The sequence below is a fragment of the Rathayibacter sp. Leaf299 genome (assembly GCF_001423055.1).
GTDB lineage: Bacteria > Actinomycetota > Actinomycetes > Actinomycetales > Microbacteriaceae > Rathayibacter > Rathayibacter caricis.
Window position 1 is genome coordinate 282988 of sequence record NZ_LMNT01000003.1, and the last position, 17532, is coordinate 300519.

Sequence of the window (17532 nt, forward strand, 5' to 3'; positions counted from 1 at the left end):
CACTTCGGATCGCAGAGGGCCGCTCTCCTTCGGGAGGGCGGCCCTCCGCCGTTCCCGGAGCGGCTCAGCGGGTGGTCGGCTCGCCGTCGGCGGGCCCGTAGAAGCGACGCTCGAAGACCGCGCGGGCGCGCCGGGTGACCCCGAGGTAGTCGTCCTCGAGCTGCGTGGCGGAGCCGGCCGGGTACTCGAGGAGTCGGGCGACGCCCTCGAGCTGCATCCTGTCGGTCGGGAGCACGTCGCTCGTCCGGTTCGACCAGAGCGTCATCGCCGAGCGCACCCGGGAGGAGAGCAGCCAGGCGGCGCGGAGCCGCTCGGCGTCGCTCGCCGACAGCAGCTCCGCCTCCTCGGCCACGCGCAGAGCCGTCAGGGTCGACGTCGTGCGCAGCTCCGGGATCGCGTGCGCGTGCTGCAGCTGGAGGAGCTGCACGAGCCACTCGACGTCGCTCAGCGAGCCGCGGCCCAGCTTGAGGTGGCGCTTCGGGTCGGCGCCCTGCGGCAGGCGCTCGTTCTCGACGCGCGCCTTGATCCGCTTCACCTCGCGGATGTCGCGGTCCGAGATCGCGGACGGGTAGCGGATGCCGTCCGCGAGGGCGGCGAAGTCGCGGATCAGCGCCTCGTCGCCGGCGACCCCGCGGGCTCGGAGGAGCGCCTGCGCCTCCCACGTCAGTGACCAGCGCGCGTAGTAGGCGCGGTAGGAGTCGAGCGAGCGCACGAGCAGGCCGTTCTTCCCCTCCGGCCTCAGATCCGCGTCGAGGTCCAAGGGCAGCCGTGAGTCCTCGGTGAGGCGGACGAGTTCTGAGACGAGGAACTGCGCATAGAGCTGGGCGTCGCGCGGCTCCCCCGTGCCGGGGCGCTGCACGTACACGACGTCGGCGTCCGAGCCGAAGCCGAGCTCCGCTCCCCCGTAGCGGCCCATCCCGATGACGGCGAACTCGAGGTCGGCGCCCGGGCGGTCGGCGCTCGCGCGGCGCACCGACGCCAGCACACCGGTCAGCAGCGCCGAGATGATGTCGGTGAGGCTCTGCGCGATCTGCTCGATGGTGCTCAGGCCGAGGACGCCGCCGACGGCCGTCCGCAGGACCTCACGTCGGCGCATGGCGCGCAGGACGCCCGCGACGGCCTCCGGAGTATCGTGACGGGCCAGGACCGCGCGGACCTCCTCGGCCAGCTGGGCGGCGCTGCGCGGACGGAGGTCGTCGTCGTCCTCCAGCCAGGCGGCGGACTCCGGGATGCGGTCGAGCAGCTCGCCGACGTAGCGGGAGCCGGACAGCACCGTGGTGAGTCGCTTCGCGGCACCGGAGGAGTCGCGCAGCATGCGCAGGAACCAGGGCGTGCCGCCGAGGGTGTCGCTCAGTCGCCGGAAGGCGAGCAGCCCGTAGTCCGGATCGGCGCCGTCGGCGAACCACTGCAGCATCACCGGGACCAGGTGCCGCTGGATGCTCGCGCGGCGCGAGACTCCGGAGGTCATCGCGGCGATGTGGCCGAGCGCACCCCGGGCGTCGGTGAAGCCGATGGCGGCGAGTCGCGCCTCCGCCTGCACGGTCGAGAGCTCGGCCCCGCCGTCCGGGAGCGACGCGACGGCCGAGAGCAGCGGGCGGTAGAAGAGGCGCTCGTGCAGGCCCCGGACGCGGTGCTTGATGCCGTTCCAGAGGACGAGGAGCTCCTCGGCGGACCGCGCGAGACCGCTCGAGCGCGCCAGCGTCCGCAGCTCGTGCTCGTCGCGGGGCATGAGGTGCGTGCGGCGCAGCCGGCGGAGCTGGAGGCGGTGCTCGAGCAGGCGGAGCGCTCGGTAGTCCTTCGAGAACTCGTCGGCGGCGGAGCGTCCGATGTACCCGCGGTCGGCAAGTGCACCGAGTGCGAGGAGCGTGCCGGGCATGTGGATCTCGTCGTCCGTCTGCCCGTGCACGAGCTGCAGGAGCTGGACGGTGAACTCGATGTCGCGCAGACCACCCGGGCCGAGCTTGAGCTGGTAGTGCACGTCGTTCTGCGGGATGTGCTCGGTGACGCGCTCGCGCATCCGCTGCACCGACTCGACGAAGTTCTCGCGCGAGGCGCTCGTCCAGACCTTCGGAGCGACCGCGTCGACGTAGGCCTGACCGAGCCCGACGTCGCCCGCGAGCGGACGGGCTTTCAGCAGGGCCTGGAACTCCCAGCTCTTCGCCCAGCGGTCGTAGTACGTGACGTGCGACTCGAGCGTGCGCACCAGAGCGCCCTGCTTGCCCTCGGGCCGCAGGTTCGGGTCGACCTCCCAGAGCTCGGGCTCGACCGCCAACGCAGAAGCGCCGCGCATGAGGAGGACGGCCAGCCGGGTCGCGATGTCGATCGCCCGCGCGTTCGACAGCTCGTGCTCGGGGTCGCCCTCGGCGACGAAGATGACGTCGACGTCACTGACGTAGTTGAGCTCGTGCGCCCCGGCCTTGCCCATCCCGATGACCGCGAGGCGGGTCGCGGCGACCTCGTCGCGCGTGAAGCGGCCCGGACCGACTCCGGCGACGAGATCGGCCCGGGCCACGGCGAGAGAGGCCTCCAGGGCCGCGCCCGCGAGGTCGGCGAGGGCCCGGGTCACCCGGTCGATCGCGGCGACCGGATCGGCCTGCGACAGGTCGTGCACGGCGATGCGGGTCAGGAGTCGCCGGTAGCGGACGCGGAGCGCGACCCAGCCGGCCTCCTCGCCGACCGCCGCGAAACCGTCGACGGCGCCCACGGACTCGAGGAGGTCGTCGCGGAGCTCGGCACGGCCGGGCAGGGTGAGGACCGGATCGAGGAGGCTCCGCAGCTCGTCGGGACGCCGCTGCAGGAAGTCGGCGATGCCCGAGGACGCCCCCGTGACCTTCAGGAGCCGGACGAGGGCGTCGTCGTCCGCGAGGACGGCGTCCATCCGATCGCGGTGGCTGCGCAGCAGATCGATCAGCGCCTGGAGCGCCGCATCCGGGTCCGCGACCGACGCGAACGCCGGAACGACGGAGCCCAGGGACCGCCCGGCGAGCCGCTCCGCCTCCGCGATCCGCGCCCCGGTCTCGCCGAGCTCGGCGAAACCGAGGCGCGCGATGTCACTGAGCGTGCGTTCGCGAGCCATGCGACGAGCGGATCAGAGCATCTCGAGGTTGCTGCGCAGCTCGTACGGAGTGACCTGGGCGCGGTACTCGGCCCAGTCCTTCCGCTTGTTGAGCAGCACGAAGTTGAACACCTGCTCGCCGAGCGTCTCGGCGACAAGCTCCGACTCCTCCATCAGCGAGATGGCGCGGTCGAGGCTCGCCGGCAGCGGGCTGTAGCCGAGGGCGCGGCGCTCGGCGTCGGTGAGCGACCAGACGTTGTCCTCGGCCTCGGCGGGGAGCTCGTAGCCCTCCTCGATGCCCTTGAGTCCCGCGGCCAGCAGCAGCGAGTAGGCGAGGTAGGGGTTGGCGGCCGAGTCGAGAGCGCGGTACTCGATGCGCGAGGACTGGCCCTTGTTCGGCTTGTACAGCGGCACGCGCACGAGAGCGGAGCGGTTGTTGTGGCCCCACGAGACGTAGCTGGGGGCCTCGTCGCCGCCCCAGAGTCGCTTGTAGGAGTTCACGAACTGGTTGGTGACCGCCGTGATCTCGGGGGCGTGCTTGAGCAGTCCCGCGATGAACTGACGCCCCAGCTTCGACAGCTGGTACTGCGCGCCCTGCTCGTAGAACACGTTGACGTCGCCCTCGAAGAGCGAGAGGTGGGTGTGCATGCCCGATCCGGGGTGGCCGGAGAGGGGCTTGGGCATGAAGGTCGCGTAAACGCCCTGCTCGATCGCCACCTCCTTGATGACCGTGCGGAACGTCATGATGTTGTCGGCGGTCGTGAGGGCGTCCGCGTAGCGCAGGTCGATCTCGTTCTGGCCGGGCCCCGCCTCGTGGTGGCTGAACTCGACCGAGATCCCGAGGTCCTCGAGCATCCGCACCGACCGGCGGCGGAAGTCGTGCGCGGTGCCACCGGGGACGTTGTCGAAGTAGCCGGCGGAGTCGACGGGCTCGGGGCCCTCCGCGCCGAAGGTCGACGACTTCAACAGGTAGAACTCGATCTCGGGGTGCGTGTAGAACGTGAACCCTCGCTCGGCGGCCTTGGCGAGCGTCCGCTTCAGCACGTTGCGCGGGTCGGCGACGGCGGGCTGGCCGTCGGGAGTCGTGATGTCGCAGAACATGCGCGCGGTCGGATCGATCTCGCCGCGCCACGGGAGGATCTGGAAGGTCGACGGATCCGGGTGCGCGAGCACGTCGGCCTCGAACGAGCGGGTCAGACCCTCGATGGCCGATCCGTCGAAACCGAGGCCCTCGGCGAACGCCCCCTCGACCTCCGCCGGCGCGATCGCGACCGACTTCAGAGTGCCGACGACGTCCGTGAACCAGAGGCGAACGAATTTGATCCCTCGCTCTTCAATGGTGCGAAGAACGAAGTCCCTTTGCTTGTCCATCGAGGCCCTTCCTGCTCGGCTCTAAGGCTAGTGGCTCCGCTCACCGTCCGCGGGGCGGTGCGCAGGGGCCCGGGCCGTGCGCCGCCCCGCCGGTAGACTGGCGCGCATGTCAGCGCAGCCCGTGAAACGCGTTCGAACCCGCCACTTCCAGAACGCGAAGGACTCCGGTGTCCGGATCACGGGTCTGACGAGCTACGACCAGCTCACCGCACGGATCTTCGACGAGGCGGGCATCGACTTCCTCCTGGTGGGCGACTCCGCCGGCAACAACGTGCTCGGCTACGACACGACCCTCCCGGTCACGGTCGACGAGCTGATCCCCTTCGCGCGTGCGGTCGCCGGAGCGGTGGAGCGGGCCTTCGTCGTCGCCGACATGCCGTTCGGCTCCTACGAGTCGGGCCCGGACGACGCACTGCACACGGCGTTCCGCTTCATGAAGGAGACGCACGCCCACGCGGTCAAGCTCGAGGGCGGGGTGCGCTCGGCCGAGCAGATCCGCCGGATCGTCGACGCGGGCATCCCGGTGATGGCGCACATCGGCTTCACTCCGCAGAGCGAGCACGGACTGGGCGGCCACATCGTGCAGGGGCGAGGCGAGGGCCTCGAGCAGCTGCTCGCCGACGCTCGCGCGGTGGAGGAGGCCGGCGCGTTCGCGGTCGTGCTCGAGATGGTGCCGAGCGAGGCGGCCCGCCGGGTCACCGAGGAGCTCCGCATCCCGACGATCGGAGTGGGTGCCGGACCGCACGTGGACGGTCAGCTGCTCGTCTGGACGGACTTCGCCGGCTTCACCACCGGCCGAGTCCCCCGCTTCGTCAAGCAGTACGCCGATCTGCGGGGCGTGCTCACCGGGGCCGTCACCGCCTACCGCGAGGACGTCGAGTCCGGGGAGTACCCCGGCCCCGAGCACAGCTACGAGTAGCCGGGCTCAGCGGTCCTCCGCGGCCTCCTCCTCGGCCCACTTCCGGCTGTTCTCGCGGAGTCGCTCCGGAGCCGCCGCCGCCTCCTCGCGGGAGGAGAAGGGTCCGACGCGGTCGACGGACGGGGACTGGTACCCCTGCTCCACCGCACCGGTCTTGGAGTTGTACCACCAGGAGGTCTCGTCGCCGTCAGCCATGGCGCCGATCCTACGCTCGGTCGCCGGGGAGCCGTCGGGCGCGCTTCGCTAGCATGACCGGTATGACTTCATCGACGACGGCCATCGGCATCGACATCGGTGGGACCGGGATCAAGGGCGCGTTCGTCGACCTCGATGCAGGCGCCCTCCTCAGCGAGCGCGTGAAGCTCGCGACCCCCGAGGGCGGACGGCCGAAGGACATCATCGCCGTCGTCACGCAGATCATCGACGCCCTTCCGGACGTGGCCGCCGACACCCCGGTGGGCATCTGCTTCCCGGCCGCCGTCGTGCACGGAAGGACGATGTCCGCGGCCAACGTCTCGGACGAGTGGATCGGCCTCGAGGCCGAGAAGCTGTTCGAGGACGCGATCGGCCGCGACATCTTCTTCGTGAACGACGCCGACGCTGCCGGCTACGCCGAGGCGCGGTTCGGCGCGGCGAAGGACAAGCCGGGTCTCGTGCTGATGACCACCCTCGGCACCGGCATCGGAACCGCGCAGATCTACAACGGCGTGCTCATCCCCAACGCCGAACTGGGCCACCTCGAGATCCACGGCGGCGACTACGAGAAGAAGGCGTCCTTCGCCGCCAAGGAGCGCGAGGACCTCGACTACAAGCACTGGGCGAAGCGGCTCCAGCGCTACTACTCCCACCTCGAGGCGCTGCTCTGGCCCGACCTCTTCATCGTCGGCGGCGGCATCTCGAAGCACTACAAGGAGTTCCTGCCGCTGCTGGACCTCCGGACCCCCATCGTGCCCGCAGAACTCCGCAACAACGCGGGGATCCTCGGGGCTGCCGCACTCGCCGGAGGCGGCGTCCACTCCTGAGCGTCCCGCCTCGAACGTCGAAGACCCCGCAGCACCGGATGCTGCGGGGTCTTCGTGCGAAGGGGCCGGCTGATACGCCGGGTTCTGTTCACGCCGCGCCTCTCGGCGGGCGCTGGACGGCCATCTCTCTCGGAGTCGCGTCGCCGCGACCCTCCAGCGGTCTACCCGAGGACCCGACGAGCAGCCGCATCGTCCTCTGTCTGACCTTGCTCCGGGCGAGGTTTACCGAGCGGACCGGATCACTCCGGCCCCTGGTGGTCTCTTACACCACCGTTTCACCCTTACCGCGGGCCGGAGCCCGTGGCGGTCTGTTCTCTGTGGCACTGTCTCGCGGGTCGCCCCGGGTGGGTGTTGCCCACCGCCCTGCTCTGCGGAGCCCGGACGTTCCTCGGCGCCGGCGCTCTCGCTCCGGCGACGCGGCCGTCTTGCCGACCCGTTCGCCCGTCCAGTGTAGGCCGGGCTCAGGCGAGCGTCGACTCGTCCCCTCGGACGAGGATGCAGCCGCTGTCCGGGCAGAGCACGACGTCGTCGGGAGCGCTCGCGCGGATCCACGACAGATCGGACTCGGTCAGAGCGACTCCGCTGCCCTCGGACACCTTGCCGCGCAGGAGGGCGGCTCCGACCCCGTAGCGGGCGCGCTGCGTCTCGTAGAGCTCGACGAGGTCGACGGGGATCTTCTCGACGAGCGCGGCGCGGTCGCGGGCGAGCGCGTCCTGCTTGCCCGCCAGCTTCTCGGCTTGGGCGTCCTTCTCCTCGGCGAGGGTGTCGAGTGCGGCGACGACCTCGTCGCGCTCGGCCTGAGCGGCGGCGACCTCGGCGTCGATGCCCTCGATGCGCTCCATCAGGGTCAGCTCGATGTCCTCGAGGTCGCCGCGCCGCTTCACGAGCGAGGTGATCTCGCCCTCGAGGGCGGCGATGTCCTTCGCCGACGAGGCGGTCTGCAGGCGGTCGCGGTCGCGGGCGAGCCGCTTCTCGACCACGCCGACGTCGGACTCGATCCGGCCCAGCTCGGTGCGGACGTCCTCGAGACGACCGAGACGCTCGGCGAGGGTTCGGCGGGTCTCGTTGTTGCGCGCCTGCAGGGCCTGGATCTTCGCGATCTGCGGCAGCGTGGCGATCGCGTGGCGCAGCTGCGCGCCTCGCGTGTCGAGAGTCTGCAGGGTCAGTAGCTCGCGCTGGTCGGCGGGGCTGGCTTTCACGTCGCGGTCCTCGTTCCCGGCACAGGAGGTCGTGCCGGGTCCATTCTCGCGTGTCGCGCCGTGCTCAGTGGACGATCGCGAAATCCCAGGGATCGGTGCGGGTCTCGCTGACGTCGACCGCGACGGTCGGCAGTGCCTCGCGGAGAGCGGCGGCGGCGACGTCGAGCCAGAGCCACTCGCTCGCCCAGTGCGAGATGTCGATGAGTGCCGGGCCGGTGCCGTGGAGGGCCTTCTCGCGCGCCTCCGACGCCGGGTGGTGCCGGAGGTCGGCCGTGATGTAGACGTCGCTCGTCCGCACGGCGGGGGCGTCCAGGAGGGAGTCACCGGCTCCGCCGCAGAGCGACACGCGGCGCACGGCCGTCTCGTACCCTCCGGCGGCGCGCACTCCCCCGGCGGTGGCGGGCAGCAGATCCGCCACGGCCGCCGCGAGCCGGCCGAGGGTCACCTCCTCGGGCAAATCGCCGACCCGTCCCAGCCCCACCGCCGGATCGGCGCCGGGCACGATCGGCGTGGCTCCCGTCAGGCCGAGGCGGGTCGCGATCACGTCCGACACCCCGTCGGCGACGATGTCGGCGTTCGTGTGCGCCGAGACCAGCGCGCAGCCGCCGCGGATCAGGTCGGCGAGCAGCCTCCCCTTGTAGCCGTCCTCGGCGATCGAGGTCACGCCGCGCAGGAGGAGCGGGTGGTGCGCGACGAGCAGCTGGTAGCCGCCGCCGACCGCCTCGCGCACAGTGTCGGACACGACGTCGACCGTGAGCAGGATCCGCTCCACGGAGGAGTCGGGGTCGCCGGTCACGAGGCCGGGCGCGTCCCAGCTCTCGGCGGCGGCCTCGGGCCAGAGACGATCGATGACGGCGTGGACGTCGCGAAGGGAGGGCATGGGTCCAGGGTAGGCGCGGCGGTCAGCGGGCGTGATCGGACTCGACCGCGCGGATGGCGGCGTCCGAGACCGCCGCGTCCTCGTCGAGGTCCGCGGCGAGGTAGTCCTCCGACTCCGGCAGCCGCACGGTCATGCCGCCGTACTGCTCGACCTCGAGCGTGCCGGCGAGACCCGAGACGGCGAGGACGTGGCCGCCGAGTGTGCCGGTGACGTCGACGAAGTGGGTGTGCAGACCGGCCACGCTGATGCCCTGGAACGCCTTCGGCGCGACGAAGCCGAGCAGTGTGCCCTCGACGCGGTCGAGGTGCAGCTCGCGCTGGTCGTGCATCGCGTCGGCGAGACGGAGGTACGGCTTCACCTGCGCGATCGGCTGACGCAGGGTCAGGCGGTCGAAGCTCCCCCGGACGCGGAGGCCGAGGAAGACGTTGTGGCTCGCGACGAGGCTCCGGACGGCCACCAGCAGGCCGTCCAGCGACGGCACGTCGTGCAGAGGGACCGCGACATCGGCCTCGAAGCGGGAGACCTCGGCGAAGGCCACGCGGTCGTCCGGTGCGAGCACCGCGACCGAGCCGTCGCCGCGGAACACCCGGTGGACGCCGTCGAGGATCACCAGCTCGCCGTCCATCCGGTCGCCGCAGCCCAGACCGAAGTCGCCGGCGGCGTCGACTTCGGCGCGCGTCACGACTCCGTCGAAGAGACCGGCGAGCAGGGCGTCGACGAGGGAGAACTGCGTGATGAGGCCGCGCGGAGCGGTCGGAGTCGGCATGCAGTCAGTCTGGTGGAGGGTGGTCGACTCGCCTGTCCCCCGTTCGTGGCGGCCGGCGGGACCGCCACTGCAGCGGTCCTGCCGGTCGGCCGGACGGCTCAGAGGAGGGCCGACTCCTGGGTGTAGATCGCCTTGACCTGCGCGGCCGTCAGGGCGACGTCCCAGACCCGCAGCCGCGCCACGTCCGCGATCGCGAAGTTGCCGAGCACGCCGCCGGTCCGGCTCGCGCCGACGGTGAAGTCGGCCGGCAGGGGGTTGAGGCCGGAGCTGAAGGCGTAGGGGTTCCGCGCGTAGGTCGCCCCGGTGGAGTCGGTGAACGACGGGTACGCGGAGGCGACACCGTTGAGGTAGCTGGTCGCGACGGCGCCGTCGTAGGTGCCGACGTGGAGCTGCCAGACCCCGGGAGTCATGAGCGTCTTCGTCGCGGAGTAGTCGCGCGGATACGGGTAGCCCGGCGTGGCTCCTCCCGAGCGGGAGACGTAGAAGCAGGCGCGATCCGCGCCACCGTAGCTGCTCACGTCGTAGAAGAGGCCGTAGGAGCGGCCCGCCGCGCCCGCGGAGTCGCTCCACACGCCGGCGACGCAGCCGGTGTTCGGGTCGTTCTGCCGCACCCACGCGGCGACGGTGACCTTGCCGGAGCCCGCGCCACGGTTGAGCGCGCCGACCGAGGCCTTCGGCACCGCGAGGGCCGAGGAGCCCTTGAGGGCGAGCCCGCGGCCGAAGGGGGTCGCGATCGTCGCCGCCGCGGTCGATCCGATCTGCGAGAGCGGGAACGCGCCGTTGGAGGCGGTGAAGGGGCCGGACGTCTGCGCGAAGTCCCATCGGGCCACCGGGGCCGGGACGGCCACGGGCGTCGTCGTGGGCGGGGTGGTCGTCCCGAGCGCGGCGTGCCAGCGGAAGATGGCGTCGATGCCGTCTTGATTGGCCCACGACGGCGGGTTGTGGCCGAGCGTGTGGTACCGCACGCTCGCCTCCTTGGCCGTCGACTTCGCCTTGGCGACGAGAGCGAGGCCGTGCAGCGTCGGCGGGACGCTCGTGTCGACGTGGTCGGCATCGGAGACGACCACGCGGATGTTCGTCCCGGCCCACGCGGAGGAGGGCAGGCGCTTGGGGTTGTGCGCATCGATCTGCGCGGTGCTGCCGAAGGCGTCGCCGATCGAGATCCGGCCGCGGAGCGAGCGGTCGTGGATGTCGCGGAGGTCGTAGACGCCGTTGACGAGGTAGAGGCCGTTGATGCCGGGGATGACCTTGGAGCCGTAGTTCTCGCAGGCGAGCGCTCCGCCGGCCGACAGCGACCACATGTAGCTCGCGCGGATCGGGAACAGGCCGGACAGGTAGGCGTAGCCGTTGCGCTGGTGGCCCTGCGCCGTGTCGTTCGTCCAGAGCGTGCCGCCGAGGGTCTGGCAGATCGCGATCGCGCCCTTCTCGACCGCCAGCTCGGCGGGGTACTTGAAGACGCTGTTCAGCGAGTTGTGGTCGGCCTGCGCCGAGTGGATGAACCAGATGACCGGCACCGGGGTCGTCTGGTTCGGCTTCACGCTCTGCGGGATGAAGATCCGTGCCGAGTCGCCGCCGATGGAGACGACGAGGTTGTCGTAGAGCACGCGCTTGTTCTGCGTCGGCACGTTGATCTTGCGGCTGATCTCGCCGGGCAGACCGCGGATCGGAGCTGCGGAGGCGGCCGTGGCGGGAAGCGTCGCGGCTCCCAGCGCGAGAGCACCGGAGAGCGCCCCGCCGACGATGGTCCGCCGCCGGAGGGAGGAGGAGGTGGAGGATGCGCGACCCGCGGCGTCGTCGTGGGGGGACATGGCTTCTCTTCCTGCAGAGGCCGCTCGCTCCGCGGCGGCCGGTCGATCCGGCTCGGCGGAGGCGGACCCTCTCACCGTACCGGTCGGACGTGTCGGGCGGGTTTCCGGATTCCGCACGGCCGACGCTCACCCGGAGAGCATGTGCGCCCTCAACGCAGAAGAGCCGCCCCGAGGGGCGGCTCTTGTGTCTCGGTGGATCCGAGGGGATTCGAACCCCTGACCCCCTGCATGCCATGCAGGTGCGCTACCAGCTGCGCCACGGACCCGTTCGTCTTGCCTGTTCCGTTCCCTCCGCCCGGCGGAAGCAACTCGAATAATCTACAACACGAAGTGCGTCAGACGAAATCGAGCCCTGCCACCGGGCGTGTTCGTCAGTGTGAGGGAGCCGAGGAGTCGGCGGGCACAGGCTGGTCGACGGTGAAGGGCACGGTCGGGCAGTCCTTCCACAGGCGCTCGAGCGAGTAGTACATCCGGTCCTCCTCGTGGAAGACGTGGACGACGAGGTCGCCGAAGTCGAGCAGGATCCAGCGCCCCTCGGAGCGGCCCTCACGGCGCAGCGGCTTCCTGCCCGAGGCGATCAGGCGGTCCTCGACCTCGTTGGCGATGGCGACCACGTTGCGCTCGGAGCGCCCGGTCACGAGCAGGAAGATGTCGACCAGCGGCAGCGGGCCCGACACGTCGAGCGCGACCAGATCCTCCCCGCCCTTGGAGTCGGCGGCGGTGGCCGCGATGTCGAGCAGTGCGCGGGCGGAATCGGTCGCAGTCATAAAGCCTTCATTGTCGGGGAGAGCGGATCAGAAGATGTTGAGGACGAAGCCGCCGATGAACAGCGCGATCGAGGCGACGAGGAGGACGGCCGCCGTGATCGCGAGGACGACGGGAGCGCTGATGCCGCGCTTCTTCTGCGGGGCGATCATCGCGGTACCGGCGGCGTGGGTCGAGACGGCGCTGGACGCACGGACCGGCTCGGAGTCGGCGGCGGGCTGCTCGCGGTCGATCCGGTCGACGTAGCGGTCGACGTCGGGCGAGTCGTACAGGTTCGGGTGCTGGCCCGTCGACCCGAGGCTCCGCGGAAGCTCGAAGGTGCCGGTCACGAGGACCTCGCCGGTGTCCGAGCGCCCCTCGACGACGTCGCCGGCACCGGTCGTGGGGAGGATCAGGGCGTTGGTCGTCGTCACCGCTCCGGTGGAGGAGACCCCGCGGGCGATGAGCTCGTCGAACGAGGCGTCGACCTCCTCCTTCGACTTGCTGTCGAGCTCCTCCGTGATCGCGAGGTGCTCGATCGGCGGGTGGAAGCTGCCCGTGATCTCCGTCGCCTTCTCGTCGCCGAGGTCGAGCGTGCCCACGGTCGCGAAGAGGGCGGTGTTGAGCTTGGGCTCGACGGTCCCGGAGTCACGGGTCGCGTCGTCGTCCTGCTGCGGCCGCTCGTCGGAGTCGCCCGAGTCGGAGTCGCCCGAGTCGGAGTCGCCCGAGTCGGACTCGGAGGAGGGGAGCTCGGAGGCGCGCCCGACGGCGTCGTCGACCGAGGCCGGCTCGTCCGGCTGCGTCGTCGCCACTCCGGGCGCGGAAGCGGTCGTCGGCGAGGCGGCGACCTTCGCGGCTTGCTGCTGCGCATGCAGCGCGCGGAGCTCGCGGCGCGTGAGGCTGGAACGCTCGACGCCCTCCGGCAGCACGACCTCGAGAGCGGACGTCCGCAGGTCCGGCTCCCGGGCGGGAGACGCCTGGGGCGCCTCGATGCGGAGGGTCTGGACCGGCGTGAGCACGGGCATGTCTCCCGCCGCGGTCACCGAGGCGGTGGCGGCGCGTCGCGAGGTCGTGGGCGCCGCGGCGGCCGGGGCGAGCCCCGCCTCGCGGCGTTCGCGCTCGCGGATCTCGCGCCGGGTGAGCGGCTTCTCCTCGGGCTGGACTGTCATGACGTACTCCGATACAGATGGTGCTTCGAGATGTACTGGACGACACCGTCGGGAACCAGGTACCAGACCGGACGACCCCGGTTCACGCGGCTCCGACAGTCAGTCGAGGAAATCGCGAGCGCCGGAATCTCCAACAAGGATACGTCCTGTGCCGGCAATCCCGAAACGTTCAGGACGTGGCCGGGCCTGCTGACAGCGACGAAGTGCGCGAGCTCCCAGAGCTCGTCGTAGTCCTTCCAGCTCAGGATCTGCGCGACCGCGTCGGCTCCGGTGATGAAGAAGAGCTCGGCATCGGGATGCGCGGCGTGGATGTCGCGCAGGGTGTCGATCGTGTAGGTGGTGCCGATCCGGTCGACGTCGACGCGGCTCACGGTGAAGCTCGGGTTCGAGGCGGTCGCGATGACCGTCATCAGGTAGCGGTGCTCGGCGGAGGTCACCGTCTTCTTGTGCCAGGGCTGCCCGGTGGGGACGAAGACGACCTCGTCGAGGTCGAACGACTGCGCGACCTCGGACGCCGCGACGAGGTGCCCGTGGTGGATGGGGTCGAACGTTCCGCCCATCACGCCGATGCGCGGACGCCGGGGATCGCCGCTCGCGGCGGACGTCACGATCGCGGAGCCTCCGGCCTAGTGGCCGTGTCCGTGCTGGTCGGCCGATCCGGAGGTCTTGTGCGCGTGGCGGTTCGACACGTCGCGGTAGCTCCAGGTCACGAAGCCGAGGCCGACGAACGCGACGGCGGCGATGAGGCCGAACACGATCGCGGGGAACGGCAGCTCGACGTGCGTCGATGCTTCTGCCAGGACGGTCGTGGCCAGGGACATTCGGTGCTCCTTGAAGGTCGTGGTGCCCGCGCGGGCGCTGTCGAGTCTACCCGGCCGCTGTCGGGACTAGGCGCGGACCTGCCCGGCACCGCGCAGCAGCCATTTGGTGCTCGTCAGCTCGGGCAGCCCCATCGGCCCGCGCGCGTGCAGCTTCTGCGTGGAGATGCCGACCTCGGCCCCGAAGCCGAACTCGCCTCCGTCGGTGAAGCGGGTCGACGCGTTCACCATGACGACGGCCGAGTCGACCTCGGCGAGGAACCGCTCGGCGTTCGCGAGGTCGTTGGTCACGATCGACTCGGTGTGGTGCGTGGAGTAGCGCGCGATGTGGTCCATCGCCGCGTCGAGGTCGTCGACGATCGCGACGGCGATGTCGAGCGAGTAGTACTCGGCCGACCAGTCCTCCTCCGTCGCCGCGACCGCGGAGGGGTGCAGCGCGCGGACGCGGTCGTCGCCGTGAACCGTGACGCCCGCGCGCTCGAGCCGGCCGAGGACCGGCGGCAGCAGGCGCTCCGCCGCGTCGCGGTGCACCAGCAGGGTCTCGAGGGCGTTGCAGGTGCTCGGACGCTGCGTCTTGGCGTTGTGCACGATGTCGACCGCCCACTGCTCGTCGGCCGAGGCGTCGAGGAAGACGTGCACCACTCCCGCCCCGGTCTCGATCACCGGCACGGTGGACTCGGTGACGACGGACTCGATGAGCCCTGCGCTCCCCCGCGGGACGAGGACGTCGACGTAGCCCCGGGCGCGCATGAGCGCCTTCGCGCCCTCGCGGCCGTGGTCGTCGACAGTCTGCACCAGCTCGCGCGGCAGTCCGACGGAGGCGATCGCCTCCTGCAGCAGCTCGACCAGCACCCGGTTCGTGTTCTCGGCGGCGGACCCGCCGCGCAGGATCACCGCGTTGCCGCTCTTGAGCGCGAGCGCGGCGATGTCGATCGTCACGTTCGGGCGCGCCTCGTAGATCGCTCCGACGACGCCGAACGGGACGCGCACCTGCGTGAGCGAGGCGCCGTTGGGCAGGTTCGACCCCCGGACGGTCTGCCCCACCGGGTCGACGAGACCGGCGACGGCGACGACGGCGTCGGCCAGGGAGCCCAGTCGCGCCTCGTCGAGGCGGAGGCGGTCCTGCAGACCGGTGCTCATCCCGTTCTCCCGCCCGTTCGCGAGATCGAGGTCGTTCGCCGGCACGATGCGCTCGGCGCCCGAGCGGACGGCGTCGGCGATCGCGAGGAGCGCGCGGTTCTTCAGCTCGGTCGTCGCACTCCGGAGGGATCGGGAGGCGGTGCGGGAGGCGGCGAACCGCTCCGTCAGAGCGGTGCTGTCGAGGGTCGTCTGCGGCATCCGGACAGTGTAGTGCTCCGCTGCGGACGACGGACGGAGCCCGGCACCTCCGCGGCTGCCGGGCTCCGGAGGTCAGTCCTCGCGGTCCGCCTCGACGGAGTCGACGGCATCATCCTCGTCGGAGACGCGCCACACGCCGCCCAGGCGCTCGCGCTCGAGCTCCGCGCGGGCCTCCGCCTTGGCGTCCATCCGCTCGAAGTACTCGTCGCGGCGCTCGTTGCGCGTCTTGCGGCGGTTGTCCTCGAGCCGCACATCGGTGCCGCGGGGCGCGGTGAGGAGCTCCGCCGTGGAGGTGAGGGTCGGCTCCCAGTCGAAGACGACTCCGTCGCCCCGGCCGATGACGACGGTGGAGCCGGCGACGGCTCCCGCCGCGAACAGGCCGTTCTCGACGCCCAGCTTCGCGAGCCGGTCGGCGAGGAAGCCGACGGCCTCGTCGTTGGTGAAGTCGGTCTGGGCGACCCAGCGCACGGGCTTCGTGCCCAGCACCCGGTAGATGTTGCCGTACGAGCCGCCCTCGACGCGGATCTCGAAGTCCTTCTCGTCGACGGCCCGCGGACGGATGGTGATCCGCTCCACCTGGGGTGCCGCAGCGAGCTCGGCGCGGTGCTGCTCGACGATCTCGGCCAGGGCGAAGGTCAGCTGGCGGAGGCCCTTGTGGCTGACGGTCGAGATCTCGAAGACGCGGTAGCCGCGCGCTTCGAGGTCGTTGCGCACGAACGCGGCGAGCTCCTGAGCCTCGGGCACGTCGACCTTGTTGAGGGCGATCAGCTGAGGACGCTCCAGCAGCGGGACCTGGCCGTCGCCGACGGGGTAGGCCGCGAGCTCGCCCAGGATGACGTCGAGGTCGGTCAGCGGGTCGCGACCCGGCTCGAGAGTGGCGCAGTCCAGGACGTGCACGAGCGCCGTGCAGCGCTCGACATGCCGGAGGAATTCGAGGCCGAGCCCCTTGCCCTCGCTCGCGCCCTCGATCAGGCCGGGGACGTCGGCGACGGTGTAGCGCGACTCCCCCGCCTGCACGACGCCGAGGTTCGGGGCGAGCGTGGTGAAGGGGTAGTCGGCGATCTTCGGCTTCGCGGCCGAGATGGCGGCGACGAGGCTCGACTTGCCCGCGGAGGGGAACCCGACGAGTGCGACGTCGGCGACGGTCTTGAGCTCGAGGACGACGTCGCCCTCCCAGCCCGGGGTGCCGAGCAGCGCGAACCCGGGGGCCTTGCGCTTCGTGGTGGCGAGCGACGCGTTGCCCAGACCGCCCTGACCGCCAGGAGCGATGACGAAGCGGAGACCCGGCTCGTCCATGTCGATGAGCTGCTCGCCGTCGGGCGACTTCACGACGGTGCCGACCGGGACGGTCAGCTCGAGGAGCTCGCCGTTGCCTCCGGCTCGGTGGTCGCCCATCCCGGGCCCGCCGTTCTCGGAGGACTGGTGCGGGTGGCGGTGGTAGGCGAGGAGTGTCGTGACCTGCGGGTCGGCGACGAGGACGATGTCGCCGCCGTGACCGCCGTTCCCGCCGTCGGGGCCGGCGAGCGGCTTGAACTTCTCGCGGCGGACGGAGACGCAGCCGTTCCCGCCGTGGCCGGCACGCAGGTGCAGCGTGACGTTGTCGACGAAGGTGACCATGGTTGTTCTGTCCGTCCGATCGGGAGTGGGGGCGCCGGGGTTCCCGTGCGCCGGAGGCCGGCGGGCCGCTGCAACGCGCAAGGGGCGAGCCGAAGCCCGCCCCTTGCGTCCTGTGCCTGCTCGGCCGAGGAGACCGACCCTACTGGGCGGCCGCCACGATGTTGACGACCTTGCGGCCGCCCTTGGTGCCGAACTCGACCGCGCCGGCCGACAGGGCGAACAGGGTGTCGTCGCCGCCGCGCCCGACGTTGGCGCCGGGGTGGAAGTGGGTGCCGCGCTGGCGGACGATGATCTCGCCTGCGTTCACGACCTGACCGCCGAAGCGCTTGACGCCGAGACGCTGCGCGTTCGAGTCACGACCGTTGCGAGTGGAGCTCGCGCCCTTCTTGTGTGCCATTTCTCATCTCCTCGAGACCGGGGGGCCGCAGCCCCGTGCTGAACATCCGCGGTGCGATGGCTCGCTCCGCGGTCAGCGGTTACTTGATGCCAGTGACCTTCACGCGCGTGAGCTCCTGACGGTGCCCCTGGCGCTTCTTGTAGCCGGTCTTGTTCTTGAACTTCTGGATGACGATCTTCGGGCCGCGGAGCTCTTCGAGCACCTCCGCGGTGACCGAGACCTTCTCGAGCGCCGAGGCGTCCGAGGTGATCGAGTCTCCGTCGACGAGGAGCACGGCAGCCAGCTGCACGGTGCCGTTCTCGTCGGCCTTGACGCGGTCCATCGTCACGATGGTGCCGACCTCGACCTTCTCCTGCCGACCGCCGGCGCGCACAACTGCGTAAACCACTTCTCGTACCTGTTTCTCGTCTGGACGGGCGCTGTCGTGAG

Annotated in this window: 17 protein-coding genes, 1 tRNA gene and 1 other RNA gene; 2 read left to right on the forward strand and 17 right to left on the reverse strand. The window is 71.1% G+C overall.

Annotated elements, in window-relative coordinates:
* Positions 1 to 64: 64 nt before the first annotated feature.
* Positions 65 to 3076 carry a bifunctional [glutamine synthetase] adenylyltransferase/[glutamine synthetase]-adenylyl-L-tyrosine phosphorylase gene (locus tag ASF48_RS12930; RefSeq protein WP_055792317.1) on the reverse strand — a complete coding sequence of 1004 codons (3012 nt, stop codon included), beginning with the start codon at positions 3074 to 3076 and terminating at the stop codon, positions 65 to 67.
* Between the two features lie 12 nt (positions 3077 to 3088).
* Positions 3089 to 4426 carry a glutamine synthetase family protein gene (locus tag ASF48_RS12935; protein ID WP_055792319.1) on the reverse strand — a complete coding sequence of 446 codons (1338 nt, stop codon included), beginning with the start codon at positions 4424 to 4426 and terminating at the stop codon, positions 3089 to 3091.
* A 106-nt stretch (positions 4427 to 4532) separates the two neighbouring features.
* Here ASF48_RS12935 and panB point away from each other — a divergent pair, with 106 nt between their 5' ends.
* Positions 4533 to 5345, forward strand: a complete 813-nt coding sequence (gene panB, locus ASF48_RS12940) for a 3-methyl-2-oxobutanoate hydroxymethyltransferase (protein WP_055792322.1) — start codon at positions 4533 to 4535, stop codon at positions 5343 to 5345.
* A gap of 6 nt (positions 5346 to 5351) precedes the next feature.
* Here panB and ASF48_RS12945 read toward each other — a convergent pair whose 3' ends face one another.
* Positions 5352 to 5540: a hypothetical protein gene (locus ASF48_RS12945; RefSeq protein ID WP_055792325.1), complete on the reverse strand. Its 189-nt coding sequence runs from the start codon at positions 5538 to 5540 to the stop codon at positions 5352 to 5354.
* A 62-nt stretch (positions 5541 to 5602) separates the two neighbouring features.
* On the opposite strand from ASF48_RS12945, the gene ppgK reads away from it, so the two are divergent.
* Positions 5603 to 6367, forward strand: coding sequence for a polyphosphate--glucose phosphotransferase (ppgK, locus tag ASF48_RS12950; protein ID WP_055792327.1), 765 nt, complete (start codon positions 5603 to 5605; stop codon positions 6365 to 6367).
* Positions 6368 to 6424: 57 nt separating this feature from the next.
* Here ppgK and rnpB read toward each other — a convergent pair.
* The 14 genes from rnpB to rplU all read right to left on the reverse strand — a co-directional run bounded on the left by rnpB (position 6425) and on the right by rplU (position 17491).
* Positions 6425 to 6803, reverse strand: an RNA gene (rnpB, locus tag ASF48_RS14410) — RNase P RNA component class A.
* A gap of 25 nt (positions 6804 to 6828) precedes the next feature.
* Positions 6829 to 7566: a zinc ribbon domain-containing protein gene (locus tag ASF48_RS12955; RefSeq protein ID WP_055792330.1), complete on the reverse strand. Its 738-nt coding sequence runs from the start codon at positions 7564 to 7566 to the stop codon at positions 6829 to 6831.
* 64 nt (positions 7567 to 7630) lie between these two features.
* Positions 7631 to 8446 carry a Nif3-like dinuclear metal center hexameric protein gene (locus ASF48_RS12960; RefSeq protein ID WP_055792333.1) on the reverse strand — a complete coding sequence of 272 codons (816 nt, stop codon included), beginning with the start codon at positions 8444 to 8446 and terminating at the stop codon, positions 7631 to 7633.
* A 22-nt stretch (positions 8447 to 8468) separates the two neighbouring features.
* Positions 8469 to 9212: an acetolactate decarboxylase gene (locus tag ASF48_RS12965; RefSeq protein ID WP_055792335.1), complete on the reverse strand. Its 744-nt coding sequence runs from the start codon at positions 9210 to 9212 to the stop codon at positions 8469 to 8471.
* A gap of 98 nt (positions 9213 to 9310) precedes the next feature.
* Positions 9311 to 11020, reverse strand: coding sequence for a LamG-like jellyroll fold domain-containing protein (locus ASF48_RS12970; protein WP_055792338.1), 1710 nt, complete (start codon positions 11018 to 11020; stop codon positions 9311 to 9313).
* Between the two features lie 193 nt (positions 11021 to 11213).
* Positions 11214 to 11286 (reverse strand) — tRNA-Ala (locus ASF48_RS12975).
* A 105-nt stretch (positions 11287 to 11391) separates the two neighbouring features.
* A complete protein-coding gene (gene rsfS, locus ASF48_RS12980; RefSeq protein WP_055792340.1) occupies positions 11392 to 11787 on the reverse strand; it encodes a ribosome silencing factor in 396 nt (131 codons plus the stop codon).
* A 27-nt stretch (positions 11788 to 11814) separates the two neighbouring features.
* Positions 11815 to 12933 (reverse strand): hypothetical protein, encoded by a 1119-nt coding sequence (locus tag ASF48_RS12985; RefSeq protein WP_055792344.1) that lies wholly within the window; start codon positions 12931 to 12933, stop codon positions 11815 to 11817.
* Entirely contained in the window at positions 12930 to 13541 is a 612-nt protein-coding gene (gene nadD, locus ASF48_RS12990) for a nicotinate-nucleotide adenylyltransferase (protein WP_082481455.1), read from the reverse strand. Before nadD ends, ASF48_RS12985 begins: the two co-directional genes overlap by 4 nt.
* Before the next feature lie 18 nt (positions 13542 to 13559).
* Positions 13560 to 13754 carry a hypothetical protein gene (locus ASF48_RS12995; RefSeq protein ID WP_055792346.1) on the reverse strand — a complete coding sequence of 65 codons (195 nt, stop codon included), beginning with the start codon at positions 13752 to 13754 and terminating at the stop codon, positions 13560 to 13562.
* Positions 13755 to 13820: 66 nt separating this feature from the next.
* The gene (locus tag ASF48_RS13000; protein WP_055792349.1) at positions 13821 to 15089 is read right to left on the reverse strand and encodes a glutamate-5-semialdehyde dehydrogenase; all 1269 of its coding nucleotides are present in this window, start codon (positions 15087 to 15089) and stop codon (positions 13821 to 13823) included.
* A 72-nt stretch (positions 15090 to 15161) separates the two neighbouring features.
* On the reverse strand, positions 15162 to 16706 hold the full coding sequence (gene obgE / locus ASF48_RS13005) for a GTPase ObgE (protein WP_055792352.1): 1545 nt from the start codon (positions 16704 to 16706) through the stop codon (positions 15162 to 15164).
* Positions 16707 to 16845: 139 nt separating this feature from the next.
* Entirely contained in the window at positions 16846 to 17103 is a 258-nt protein-coding gene (rpmA, locus tag ASF48_RS13010) for a 50S ribosomal protein L27 (protein ID WP_055792356.1), read from the reverse strand.
* A 79-nt stretch (positions 17104 to 17182) separates the two neighbouring features.
* Positions 17183 to 17491, reverse strand: coding sequence for a 50S ribosomal protein L21 (gene rplU, locus ASF48_RS13015; RefSeq protein WP_077223659.1), 309 nt, complete (start codon positions 17489 to 17491; stop codon positions 17183 to 17185).
* Positions 17492 to 17532 lie beyond the last annotated feature (41 nt).

What these genes read in the sequence shown, in the direction of transcription:
- ppgK (WP_055792327.1), top strand. Translation starts at nt 5,603, where the DNA reads ATGACTTCATCGACGACGGCCATCGGCATCGACATCGGTGGGACCGGG.
- ASF48_RS12995 (WP_055792346.1), bottom strand. Translation starts at nt 13,754, where the DNA reads ATGTCCCTGGCCACGACCGTCCTGGCAGAAGCATCGACGCACGTCGAG.
- rpmA (WP_055792356.1), bottom strand. Translation starts at nt 17,103, where the DNA reads ATGGCACACAAGAAGGGCGCGAGCTCCACTCGCAACGGTCGTGACTCG.
- ASF48_RS12935 (WP_055792319.1), bottom strand. Translation starts at nt 4,426, where the DNA reads ATGGACAAGCAAAGGGACTTCGTTCTTCGCACCATTGAAGAGCGAGGG.
- obgE (WP_055792352.1), bottom strand. Translation starts at nt 16,706, where the DNA reads ATGGTCACCTTCGTCGACAACGTCACGCTGCACCTGCGTGCCGGCCAC.
- panB (WP_055792322.1), top strand. Translation starts at nt 4,533, where the DNA reads ATGTCAGCGCAGCCCGTGAAACGCGTTCGAACCCGCCACTTCCAGAAC.
- ASF48_RS13000 (WP_055792349.1), bottom strand. Translation starts at nt 15,089, where the DNA reads ATGCCGCAGACGACCCTCGACAGCACCGCTCTGACGGAGCGGTTCGCC.
- ASF48_RS12945 (WP_055792325.1), bottom strand. Translation starts at nt 5,540, where the DNA reads ATGGCTGACGGCGACGAGACCTCCTGGTGGTACAACTCCAAGACCGGT.
- ASF48_RS12930 (WP_055792317.1), bottom strand. Translation starts at nt 3,076, where the DNA reads ATGGCTCGCGAACGCACGCTCAGTGACATCGCGCGCCTCGGTTTCGCC.
- ASF48_RS12960 (WP_055792333.1), bottom strand. Translation starts at nt 8,446, where the DNA reads ATGCCCTCCCTTCGCGACGTCCACGCCGTCATCGATCGTCTCTGGCCC.
- ASF48_RS12965 (WP_055792335.1), bottom strand. Translation starts at nt 9,212, where the DNA reads ATGCCGACTCCGACCGCTCCGCGCGGCCTCATCACGCAGTTCTCCCTC.
- rsfS (WP_055792340.1), bottom strand. Translation starts at nt 11,787, where the DNA reads ATGACTGCGACCGATTCCGCCCGCGCACTGCTCGACATCGCGGCCACC.
- ASF48_RS12985 (WP_055792344.1), bottom strand. Translation starts at nt 12,933, where the DNA reads ATGACAGTCCAGCCCGAGGAGAAGCCGCTCACCCGGCGCGAGATCCGC.
- ASF48_RS12970 (WP_055792338.1), bottom strand. Translation starts at nt 11,020, where the DNA reads ATGTCCCCCCACGACGACGCCGCGGGTCGCGCATCCTCCACCTCCTCC.